This is a genomic window from Prauserella alba, assembly GCF_024171735.1.
Lineage (GTDB): Bacteria > Actinomycetota > Actinomycetes > Mycobacteriales > Pseudonocardiaceae > Prauserella > Prauserella alba.
In genome coordinates, this window is sequence record NZ_JAMTCH010000010.1 from 89,611 (window position 1) to 100,941 (window position 11,331).

The 11,331-nt window shown below is 71.4% G+C and carries 9 protein-coding genes and 2 rRNA genes; 7 read left to right on the plus strand and 4 right to left on the minus strand.

The features are described from left to right. Window positions 1-26 precede the first annotated feature (26 nt). Complete coding sequence (locus LY12_RS25495) at window positions 27-1,766, plus strand: serine/threonine-protein kinase (protein ID WP_308292174.1); 1,740 nt, start codon at window positions 27-29, stop codon at window positions 1,764-1,766. Window positions 1,767-1,885: 119 nt separating this feature from the next. Next, the gene (locus LY12_RS25500; protein ID WP_253860018.1) at window positions 1,886-2,704 is read left to right on the plus strand and encodes a purine-nucleoside phosphorylase; all 819 of its coding nucleotides are present in this window, start codon (window positions 1,886-1,888) and stop codon (window positions 2,702-2,704) included. Window positions 2,705-2,782: 78 nt separating this feature from the next. Here LY12_RS25500 and LY12_RS25505 read toward each other — a convergent pair whose 3' ends face one another. Further along, window positions 2,783-3,100, minus strand: a complete 318-nt coding sequence (locus LY12_RS25505; RefSeq protein WP_253860019.1) for a hypothetical protein — start codon at window positions 3,098-3,100, stop codon at window positions 2,783-2,785. Between the two features lie 99 nt (window positions 3,101-3,199). Next, window positions 3,200-4,552 carry a PucR family transcriptional regulator gene (locus LY12_RS25510; protein WP_253860020.1) on the minus strand — a complete coding sequence of 451 codons (1,353 nt, stop codon included), beginning with the start codon at window positions 4,550-4,552 and terminating at the stop codon, window positions 3,200-3,202. A 94-nt stretch (window positions 4,553-4,646) separates the two neighbouring features. Here LY12_RS25510 and LY12_RS25515 point away from each other — a divergent pair, with 94 nt between their 5' ends. The 5 genes from LY12_RS25515 to hisS all read left to right on the plus strand — a co-directional run bounded on the left by LY12_RS25515 (window position 4,647) and on the right by hisS (window position 10,572). Then, a complete protein-coding gene (locus LY12_RS25515; protein WP_372493643.1) occupies window positions 4,647-6,359 on the plus strand; it encodes a phospho-sugar mutase in 1,713 nt (570 codons plus the stop codon). Between the two features lie 6 nt (window positions 6,360-6,365). Further along, a complete protein-coding gene (locus LY12_RS25520) occupies window positions 6,366-6,818 on the plus strand; it encodes a flavodoxin family protein (protein ID WP_253860022.1) in 453 nt (150 codons plus the stop codon). Window positions 6,819-7,046: 228 nt separating this feature from the next. Next, on the plus strand, window positions 7,047-7,721 hold the full coding sequence (locus LY12_RS25525; protein WP_253860024.1) for an LppX_LprAFG lipoprotein: 675 nt from the start codon (window positions 7,047-7,049) through the stop codon (window positions 7,719-7,721). Next, window positions 7,718-9,247 (plus strand): MFS transporter, encoded by a 1,530-nt coding sequence (locus LY12_RS25530; protein ID WP_253860025.1) that lies wholly within the window; start codon window positions 7,718-7,720, stop codon window positions 9,245-9,247. The genes LY12_RS25525 and LY12_RS25530 overlap by 4 nt, the downstream gene beginning before the upstream one ends. Before the next feature lie 47 nt (window positions 9,248-9,294). Then, window positions 9,295-10,572: a histidine--tRNA ligase gene (gene hisS / locus LY12_RS25535; RefSeq protein ID WP_253860026.1), complete on the plus strand. Its 1,278-nt coding sequence runs from the start codon at window positions 9,295-9,297 to the stop codon at window positions 10,570-10,572. Between the two features lie 418 nt (window positions 10,573-10,990). Here the strand turns inward: hisS and rrf are convergent. Beyond that, window positions 10,991-11,107: ribosomal RNA gene (gene rrf / locus LY12_RS25540) — 5S ribosomal RNA — on the minus strand. A gap of 95 nt (window positions 11,108-11,202) precedes the next feature. Further along, window positions 11,203-11,331, minus strand: a 23S ribosomal RNA gene (locus LY12_RS25545); the annotation flags it as partial.

Below are 11,331 nucleotides of genomic sequence, written 5' to 3' on the forward strand. Positions count from 1 at the left end.
CGGCAAACGCCGATGACCGCCAGAATGTGTACGTGTCCGCAGACCAGCCGCGTGTCGTCGCAGGCCGCTACCGACTCGACTCCGTGCTCGGTGCCGGCTCGATGGGCACGGTCTGGGTCGCGACCGACGAGTTCCTGCAACGGCAGGTGGCGCTGAAAGAGGTGCACGTCCCGCCGGGTGTGCCCGCCGAGCAACTCGCCGAGCTGCGGGAACGCACGCTGCGCGAGGCACGTGCGATCGCGGCGCTGTCACACCCGAACGTCGTCGTGCTGCACGACGTCGTCCGCGAGGGCCACGATCCGTACGTCGTCATGGAGCTGCTGCACTCGCGGAGCCTGGCCTCGATCCTCGACAGCGACCGCGAGCGGCTGACCACGGCGCAGGCGGCGACGGTCGCCGAGGCGGTGGCTGCCGCGCTGGAGGCTGCCCACGCTGCGGGCATCACGCACCGCGACGTCAAACCGGGCAACGTGCTCATCGCCGACGACGGGCGGATCAAGCTGACCGACTTCGGCATCGCCCGCAACGTCTCCGAAGTGACGATGACGCACACCGGGATGATGCTCGGCTCCCCGGCGTTCATCGCGCCGGAGGTCGCCTCGGGCGGCGCCGTCACCTACGCGGCCGACCTGTGGGGCCTCGGCGCGACGCTGTTCGCCGCGACGGAGGGGCGCCCGCCCTACGACGAGGGCGGCGACCCGCTCGCCACCGTGACCGAGGTCGTCCGGGGCAGCCCGCCGACGCCGTCGCCCGGCCCGCTCGCCGGTGTCATCCAAGGGCTGATGGCCAAGGAGCCGAGCGAGCGTTCGCCCCTCGCCGAGGTGCGCCGCAGGTTGCGGCCGATACTGCCCGCACATGGTGAGGAAGTGTTCCCCGCATCGCTGTTCGACGACACGGCGGCGGCCGGCGGGAACGACCCGGGAGCCACGCAGATCATCCCGAGGCTGCCCGCGGCGCAGGACGCCGCGTCGGCCCCGGAAGCGGCCCAGGCGGACGGCTCCGGGTCCGGTGAGCTGGCCGCCGACCCGGGACCGCTGCCGTTCACGCCGTCGCAGAGACCGAGCCGTGCCGCCGAACCGGAGCCCGCCTCGCGCAGGCGGCTCGTGCTGATCTCGGTGGCGGTCATCGTGGTGTTCCTGCTGGCCGTCGCGGGCGGGTTCCTGCTGGTACGCACCGTGTCGGGGCAGTCACTCGGCCCGCCCGCCGAAGGGGCGCAGCCGGAACGCACCGCCGAAGAGGCCGAGCCGGCCGCACCGCAGCCGCTGCAGCTTCGCCACGGCGACGCCACCAACATGCGCGGCGCGAAGGGCGGGCTGTTCACGGTCCGTGTGCCCGCCGACTGGAAGCGATTCGTCACCCAGCGTCCCGCCGACACGCTGCCCACCAGCACGCACATCCAGTTCGTCTCGGCCGACGGGGCACGGACGCTCGGCGTGGAGCGGTTCGCGGGCGAGGACCTGAGCGCCCAGCAGTACGTGGGACGGCTGCGCGAGTCGTGGGCCCGGCCGGACTTCACGCTCGTGCAGCAGGAGAAGGTCCACGACGGTGAGGGCGTGCGCATCACCTACCGCACCGCCGAACGCGGCGGCCGCGGCGAGGACTCCGGTGAGGACGGTCGCGCGATCAACCGCAGCACCACGGCCGACGTGTTCCCCACCAGCACCGGCCTGTGGGTGGTCGCCGTGACCGTTCCGGTGGACCAGGAGCGGCTCGGCAGGCAGCACCTGTTCGACCGCATCGTCCCGACGTTCCGCCAAACGGACTGACGATCCGCGGGACCGCGGCAACCGGGGCGACATCGCCCGACGAGCCGTCCTCGGGGGAGGAAGGCCGGTCCGATGTTCCCGCCGCGGGCGTGGCCGGGCCTGCAGTAACCTGCGCGATCGTGACGGATTCGAACTCTTCCCCCACCGACCAGGCCCACCAGGCGGCGCAGCACGCCGCCACCGTTCTCGCCGAGCGCACCGGATGCGAACGGCACGACATCGCGATCGTGCTGGGCTCGGGCTGGCGACCCGCCGCCGACGTCATCGGCGCGCCCGACGCCGAGGTGGAGCTGGGCGAGCTGCCCGGGTTCGCCAAGCCCGGCGCCGTCGGTCACGGCAGTACCGCGCGTTCGGTGTCGCTCGGCGACAAGCGGGCGCTGGTGATGCTGGGCCGCACCCACCTGTACGAGGGCCGTGGCGTGGCGAACGTCGTGCACGGCATCCGCACCGCCGCCGCGGCAGGTGTGAAGACGGTGCTGCTGACCAACGCCGCGGGCGGTCTGCGGCAGGGGTTCGAGGTCGGTCAGCCGGTGATGATCTCCGATCACCTGAACATGACGGCCACGTCGCCGATCGTGGGCGCGAACTTCGTCGACCTGACCGATCTGTATTCGAGCAGGCTGCGCGAGGTGGCGTCGTCGATCGACCCGTCGCTGGCCGAGGGCGTGTACGCGGCGATGCCGGGACCGCACTTCGAGACGCCCGCCGAGATCCGCATGCTGCGCACTCTGGGCGCCGACCTGGTCGGCATGTCGACCGTGCTCGAGGCGATCGCGGCACGGGCGGCCGGGCTGGAGGTGTTCGGGCTGTCGCTGGTGACGAACCTGGCCGCCGGGATCACGGGCGAGCCGCTCAACCACGAAGAGGTCATCGAGGCGGGCAGGGCCGCGGCGGAGCGCATGGGCTCGCTGCTGCGCGACCTGGCCGCCGGCGCCTGACCCCGCGGGACCCGGCACCGGGCGGGCCGATCGGCCGGGGCTGACTCCGGCCGGCGGGCGAGGTGCGCCGCGCGGCGGCTACTTCGACGTGGTGGTGCCGGTGATGATCGGCACGTCCGTGACTTCCCTGCGCGTCATCGAGGGTCCTTTCCTGGGAATGATGTCCCCGCGAACGGCGGCACCCGGTGACCGAGGCGGCGACACCGTCGTCGCACGCCACACCGGGCGGTTCGCGAGCCGAACCAGCTCGAGCCGGGTGTCAATCTCCCCCGTCGGGGTGGTGCCCGACAATAACCCGTTCGAGTAGCCGGACGGCGTCGCGAAGCCGGTTGTCACCGGGCTGACAAAACGAAGGGGCCGGTTGCTCACCGACACGCGGTCGATGTCCGCTTTCACCGGCGTGCCCCGGCGACGACGACGGTCACGTCCGCGCGGAAGTGTGCTGCACGCCACTTTCCCGGGGCGGACGTGCCCGCGCCCGCCGTGCACGGACAGTCACGCCGGCGCGGCGTCCTGTTTGCGCAGCAGGTTCCGCGCCAGCAGCCCGGTGGCGATCCACACGCGCCCGTCGGGGTCGTAGAGCCGGTCGCCGTAGCGCTGTTCGAGCTGATGCATGCGGTAGCGCACGGTCTGCGGGTGGATGCCCAGCTGCGCAGCGATGTCCGGGGCGCTGCCGCGCCGCTGGATCCAGGCCAGCAACGTCTCGGCGAGCCGCTCGCGCTGGCGCACATTGAACCCGTCGAGCGGCGCCACGGCCTTGTCGCTGAGCAGTCGGGCCAACGGCGGGTCGCTCAGCAGCCACAGCGTGAGCAGGTGTTCGTCGGCGCGCAGCACGTCGTCGGGACCGCCGGGTGCACTGCCGCCGGATGTGCCGGCGTGGAGTGCGCTGTCGTCCGATGCGGCGGTGTCGGATGCCCTGTCGTCCGATGCGGCGGCGGGTACGGACGACGGTGAGGTGACGACGCCCGCCGCGCGCAGCTCGGCGAGCCTGCGGGCCCACCGCAGCGAGTGCGCGGCCTCCTCCACCGGAACGGGCGGGCCGACGACCGCGCCTCTGCCGCGTAGCGCGACGTCGGCGAACCCGCCCTCGCCAGGCTCGTCGCCGGTCGCCTCCCGCCACGGCAGCACCAGGCACGGCGCGCCGCCTTCGAGGTCGACGAGCACGTCGTCGGGCAGGTCGGGGTAACCGGCCGGACCGTCGCCCTGCGGGTCGACGACCGCGACGGCCAGGCGCTGCGGCAGCGGCCACGAGGCGGCGGCCGCCAGCTCTTCGAGCACCTCCCTCGGCGCGGGCGGCTCCGCCACGAGCACCTCGAGCAACCGTTTGCGCCTCCGTTCGAGCGCCCCGGCGGCACGCCGCTGCGCCGCGGTGTAGCCCTCGTGCGAGAGCTCGGACAGCTCGTCCATGTAGGCGAACAGGGCCGCTGCCAGCTCACACATGGTCTCGACCTGCAGCCCCGCCCCGAGGCCGATCTCCGCGAGCCGTTTCCAGCCGACGCGCACTCCCAGCCGGAACGCCGAGTGCAGCACCTCCAGCCCGCGGCCCTCGGCGACCTCGAATCTGCCGAGCTGGCGGAACACCTCGTTCGTGCGGTCGTCGACGGGCGCGTTGCCGAGCAACCGGTCGAGGAAATCGACGACGCCCTGTTCGACGCCGTCGCGGATCGCCTTCCCGAACGCGCCCTCCAACGGCCGCTGGTACTCGGGAATCGTGTACTGGATCTGCTCGATGATCCGCTGGGCCACTGCCCCGGCCTGCTCCCGGAACGCAGGCGCCATCCGCGCCAGCTCCTCCCGCGCGGCCGGACCGACCAGCGCGGCACCGGACAACGCGGCACCGGACAACACTGCAGGCCACCCCCACTCGGCTCAGGCGAGAGCAAAGCTATCGAGCGCCGCCGTCGCCTGACAACATGGGCCGGTGCCCGAGCCCACAGAACCCATCAGCCTGACGCCGGCCCTGCGCGACGCCGCGTACCGGTGGATCGCCGACGACCCCGATCAGTCGACCGCGAAGGAACTGCAGGCCGTGCTCGCGCGTGCCATGGCCGGTGACACGGCGGCGGTCGCCGACCTGGCCGACCGGATGGCCGGACCGCTGGCGTTCGGCACCGCGGGACTGCGGGGCCCGGTCCGGGCCGGACCGAACGGCATGAACGCCGCGGTGGTGGTCCGGACCACCGCCGGGGTCGCGCAGTGGCTCGCCGACTCCGGCCACGCGGGCGCGGCGGTGGTGATCGGCCGCGACGCCCGCCACGGGTCGGACCGGTTCGCCGCCGCGGCGGGCGAGGTGCTGTCGGCGGCCGGGTTCGCCGTGTCGGTGCTGCCCGGTGGCGTGCCGACGCCGTTGCTGGCGTTCGCGGTGCGGCATCTCGGCGCGGCCGCCGGCATCCAGATCACCGCATCGCACAACCCGCCCGCCGACAACGGCTACAAGCTCTACGACCACACGGGCATGCAGATCGTGCCCCCGGCCGACCGGCGGATCGAAGCGGCCATCGAGGGGGCGCCCCCGGCGCGGCAGGTGCCGCGGACCGGTGGAGCGGCGACCGCCGACGTGCTCGACGCCTACCTCGCCGCGACGACGAGTCTGCCGCGAGGAGGGGCACGGGACGTGCGGATCGCGGCGACGGCGCTGCACGGCGTCGGCGCCGACGTACTGGAGGCCACCCTGCGCGGCGCCGGGTTCACCGACGTCCACCTGGTCGACACCCAGCGCACGCCGGACCCCGACTTCCCGACCGTCACGTTCCCCAACCCCGAGGAACCGGGCGCCACCGACCGGCTGCTCGCCCTGGCCTCCGAGGTCGGCGCCGACGTGGCGATAGCGCTCGATCCGGACGCGGACCGGTGTGCCCTCGGTGTCCCCGGGCGCGACGGCGCGTGGCGGATGCTCCGCGGCGACGACACCGGGGTCGTGCTCGGCGAGCACGTGCTGTCCGGCCTCGACCGCGCCGGTCAGGGCGGCTCCGCCGGTGAGCTGATCGTCGAGGAGGACGGCACGGTCACCGAGTCGGACGCACCGCTGGTGGCCACGACGATCGTGTCGTCGTCACTGCTCGGCGAGATCGCACGGGCCCACGGCGCGCGGTACGCGGAGACGCTGACCGGCTTCAAATGGCTCGCCCGGGCCGGTGAGGGCCTGGTGTTCGCCTACGAGGAGGCGCTCGGGCTGTGCGTCGCCCCGGATGTCGTGCGGGACAAGGACGGCATCTCCGCGGCACTCGTCGCGTGCGACGTGGTCGCCACGCTGAAAGCGGGCGGACGCACCGTACTCGACGTGCTCGACGACCTCGCCGGCCGTCACGGCGTGCATACCACCGACCAGGTGTCGCTGCGCATCGCCGATCTGACCGCGCGCGCCGAGCTGATGGCCCGGCTGCGCGCGGAACCGCCCACCGAACTGGGCGGCGTCGCCGTCACGGCCGAGGACCTGCTGCCGGATGCCGACGTGCTGCGGCTGCGCGGCCAGGGCGTCCGCGTGCTGCTGCGGCCGTCGGGCACGGAACCGAAGCTGAAGGCCTACCTGGAGGTGACCGAACCACCCGGCGGCGAACTCACCGCGGCCCGGGCCCGCGCCGCGGAACGGCTCACCGCGCTGCGCGGCGACCTCGACCGCGTGCTTGCCGAGTCCGCACCGGCCGAGGCACCCTGAGACGCCGTGGCCACGCTGCTGATCGTTCACCACACACCGTCGCCGAGCCTGCAGGCGATGTTCGAGGCGGTCGTGTCGGGTGCGACCGACCCCGAGATCGAGGGCGTCGACGTCGTACGCAGGCCTGCACTGTCGGCGACCGCGTCCGACGTGCTCGGCGCCGACGGGATCGTGCTCGGCACGCCGGCCAACCTGGGCTACATGTCGGGCGCGCTGAAGCACTTCTTCGACACCGTCTACTACCCGTGCCTCGACGCGACGCGCAGTCTGCCGTTCGGGTACTACGTGCACGGCAACGAGGGTGTCGAGGGCGCGCAGAAGGCGATCACGACCGTCACGACGGGGCTGGGCTGGCAGCAGGCGACCGCGCCCGTGACCGTCATGGGCGAACCCGGCAAGGACGACCTCGCCGCCTGTTGGGAACTGGGCGCCACCTCCGCCGCCCACCTCATGGAGTGACCCCCACTCAGCCCACAGGGTTGGCGCCCCCAAGGGCACCTTGGTGGCATTGAGCGCCCCCAAGGTGCCCTTGGGGGCAGTTCCACCCCGCGGAGCGCTCACTCGGTGTAACAGATGCGCGTGGACTGGTACCGCACGGAATGGTGACGCTTCGCGTCCCAGTACGGCCGGCCCCTCTCCCACCACCGCCCACAAGGTGACGCTCCGCGCCCCAGTACCTTTCGGTGCATGCGCACACGTCGACTGCTCGCCGGGGTGCTGGTCGCCGCGGCCGTCACCGCCAGCGGATGTTCTTCCGCCTCCGACGAATCGCTTCCCGACGCGGCGACGCTCGTCGACGACGCAGCCGAAGCCACGGCCGAGATCGACAGCACGCACTTCGCCATCCAGGTCAACGGCAACGTCCAGGGGCTGATGATCCAGTCGCTGGACGGCGACCTGACCGCCGACGGCGAGGCCGAGGGCAGCGGCACGATCACCCAGGCAGGCCGGCTGGTGGAGATCGACTTCGTGCTCACCGCCGACTCCCTGCACCTCAAGGGCCCGACCGGTGGCTATCAGCAACTGCCCGCGTCGATGGTGTCGAGCATCTACGATCCGTCGGCGGTGCTCGACCCGGACCGCGGTGTCGCCCGACTCGTCTCCAGCCTCGAGGACCCGCGCACGATCGCCAGGGAGGAGGTCGCCGGTGGCGACGCCTTCAAGGTCGAGGGCAAGCTTCCGCGGAACGTGCTGGCGGAGGTGTTGCCCGGCGTGCCGTCGGCGGCGGACGTGGCGTTCTGGATCCGCGACGACGAGTCCCGCCTGCCGGTCAAGGCCACGGCGACGTTCTCCGGCGATGCGTCCGTCGACATCACCCTGTCCGACGTGAACGAACCGGTCACCGTCGAGTCTCCGCAGTGACCACCCCCGACGCCACCGGCACCGACCCGACCGCGGCCACCGGCTCACGCCGCCTCGCGATCAGCGCGGGCGGCCTCGCGGTACTGCTCGGAGCGCTGGACACCTACGTCGTGCTCGGACTGCTGCGGCAGATCGTCGAGGACCTGCAGGTTCCGCTGAACCGCATCGAGCGGGTCACGCCGATCGTCACGGGCTATCTACTCGGCTACGTCGCCGCGATGCCACTCCTCGGCCAGGCGTCGGACCGGTTCGGCCGCAAGGCATTGCTGCAGACGTGCCTGACGGTGTTCATCGCCGGGTCGGTGCTGACGGCCGCGGCCGAGTCGGTGCCGTTCCTGGTGGCGGGACGCGTGGTGCTGGGCGTCGCGGGCGGTGCGCTCCTTCCGGTCACGCTCGCGCTGGCTGCGGACCTGTGGGCGCAGCGCAGGCGGGCGGCGGTGCTCGGTGCGGTCGGCGGCGCGCAGGAACTGGGCAGTGTCCTCGGCCCGGTGTACGGGATCGCGCTGGCCGGGCTGGCCGGTTGGCGGGCCGTGTTCTGGGTGAACGTGCCGCTCGCGCTGCTGGCGATGGTCGTGGTGCACCGGTCGATCCAGGGTGGACGTCCCGCGCAGCGGCAGAAGGCCGATGTGGTGGGTGCGAGCCTGCTGGCGGTGGCGCTGGGCCTACTGGTCGTCGCGCTGTACAACCCGGAGCCGCAGGAACAGGTCCTGCCGAGTTGGGGCCCTGCAACGCTGATCGCCGCGGCCGCGGCGTTCGTGGCGTTCGTCGCGTGGGAGGCCACGGCGCGCACGCGGCTGCTCGACACAGCGAACGTGCAGCTGCGACCGTTCTTCGCCGCGCTCGGCGCCAGTCTTGCCGCGGGGGCTGCGCTCATGGTGACGCTCGTCGACGTCGAACTGTTCGCCCAGACGCTGCTCGGCGAACGGGACGAGGGCGCGGTGCTGCTGCTGTTGCGGTTCCTCGTCGCGCTGCCGGTGGGGGCGGTGATCGGCGGTCTGCTGGCGAACCGGATCGCGGAACGCTGGGTGGCCGGGGCGGGCCTGCTCATCGCTGCCTGCGGGTTCCTGCTGATGTCGCACTGGCCCGCCGACGTGCTGTCCACCCCGCACGAGCTCGGCCCGTTGACGCTGCCCCGGCTGGACACGGATCTGATCGTGGTCGGCGTCGGCCTGGGCCTGGTCATCGCGCCGCTGTCGGCGGTCGTGCTGCGGGTCGTGCCTGCCGGTCAGCACGGGCTGGCGTCGGCGGCGGTGGTCGTGGCGAGGATGACGGGCATGCTCGTCGGCATCTCGGCGCTGTCGGCGTGGGGGCTGCACCGGTTCCACAGCCTCACCGCGGACCTGCAGACACCGCTGCCGATGCTCTACCCCAGCGATGCGGCGTTCGACAGGGCCGCAGCCGAGTATGCGGCCGAACTGCAGGACGCGATGCTGACCCAGTACACGGAGATCTTCGCGATCACTTCCGTCGTGTGCCTCGTGGGCGCGGGTCTCGCCCTGCTCACCGGTCCACGACGCGCTCGATAGACTCAGCGGGTATTCGATGCCCGTACCCGATGTTCGAGGACTCCCTGGTGAAGATCGACAACAGCCCCGCGAGGGGCACCCGTGACCTGCTTCCTTCGGCGGTGGCGGTGCGCGACCATGTGCTGTCGACGATCACCGACGTGTACGGCCGCTACGGCTATCAGCGCATCGAGACTCCCGCCCTGGAACGCATCGAGCGGCTCTCCGGCGGAGAGGGCGGCGAGAACGAGAAGATGATCTTCCAGGTGTTGCGCCGCGGCCTGCCCGAGCGTGTCGAGGCCGACACCGAGCTCGCCGAGCTGGTCGACATGGGCCTGCGTTACGACCTGACGGTTCCGCTGGCGCGGTTCTACGGTCAGCACCGCGGCGAGCTGCCCACCCCGTTCCGTTCGTTCCAGTTCGGACCCGTATGGCGTGCCGAGCGGCCGCAGAAGGGCCGGTACCGCCAGTTCTACCAGTGCGACATCGACATGGTCGGCGAACCGGGCATGCTCGCCGAGGCCGAACTGATCGAGGCCACCACGCAGGCTCTCAACCGCGTGGGTCTCACCGGCACGACGGTACGGATCTCCGACCGCCGGTTCCTGTCGGCACTGGCGACCGAGGCCGGTGTGCCGCTGGAGGCTCAGGACGGCTTCTTCATCACGCTCGACAAGCTGGACAAGATCGGCTGGGACGGTGTCGGCAGCGAGCTGACGAAACGTGGTTTCGGTTCCGAGGTGGTCTCGGCCGCCCGTGACCGCATCGAGGCGCTCGGCGACGTTCCCGGCGACAAACTGGCCGCAAGGCTCGCCGAGGTGCTCCCCAGCCTGCCGGACGTCGTCCTCGACGATCTGGCCACCACCGCGACGTGCCTCACCGACATCGGGGCGCAGAACGCGGTCGCGTGGGAGTTCGATCCGACGCTCGTGCGCGGCATGGGCTACTACACCGGGCACATCTTCGAGGTGGCCGCACCGGACGCCGCAGGCTCGGTTGCGGGCGGCGGCCGCTACGACAACCTCATCGGCCGATCCCTCGGAACCGACGTTCCCGCGTGCGGGTTCTCGATCGGTTTCGAACGCATCGTGGATCTGCTGTCGGAGCCGCCCACGCGCGATCGCCTCGCGGTGCTCTACGACGCCGACGTGCCGACCTCGACGGTCCTCGCGACCGCACGCGAGCTGCGTGGCGACAGCCGATCGGTCGCACCCGTCGGCCGCAGCGGCAAGTTCGCCGCACAGTTGAAGCGCATGGAAGCCGCCGGCTTCACATCGTTCGTCCACCTTCGCGCCGACGGCGACGCCGGAACGCTCGACGAACGCCCCCTCCGCGGCGACGACTGAGCCCACCGACAACGGGCTCACCCGGTTGTCGCGGCACCCATCGAAAACCGTGCACCGTGGCAACCGGGCACCGCGATAACCCGGCGCAATGAGCATCCGGGCGGGCCAGCGATACCCAGTGCGATAGAAATCCGGGCGCGGTAACAGCGTCCGCATAGTCGACCGAACCCGCACACACCGAACCGCATGCACAAAACGGCGGATCCGTCGCCTCCGAAACCGGGCCTCCGAAACCGATAATTCTCGGCGCCGACATCGACGGATCCGCCCCTGCCGAAGTCCTGATCGAGCACACGAAAAAGGGCTCGGTGGTGTGGTGTTGTGTATAGAGCACAAAAGAAGAGGGGCCTGTCGGCGAGACCGTGACCCCGAGGACGGGGTGGTTCTCGAGCCGACAGGCCCCTTCTTTTGTGGTTAAGTTCGGCGGTGTCCTACTCTCCCACACCCCTTCGGATGCAGTACCATCGGCGCTGGCAGGCTTAGCTTCCGGGTTCGGAATGGGACCGGGCGTACCCCTACCGCTATCACCACCGAAACACTACGAAACAACACATGCTGTCGCTTCCCCACACACCCGCGTGTGGGGTGGTGTGGTGTTTCAGGATCGTAGAGTGGGTGCGTAGCATCTTCGTGGGCAAGTCCTCGGCCGATTAGTACCAGTCCACTCCAACACACATTACTGCGCTTCCATGTCTGGCCTATCAACCCAATCATCTCTTGGGGGCCTTAACCCATCACGGGTGGGAGACCTCATCTAGG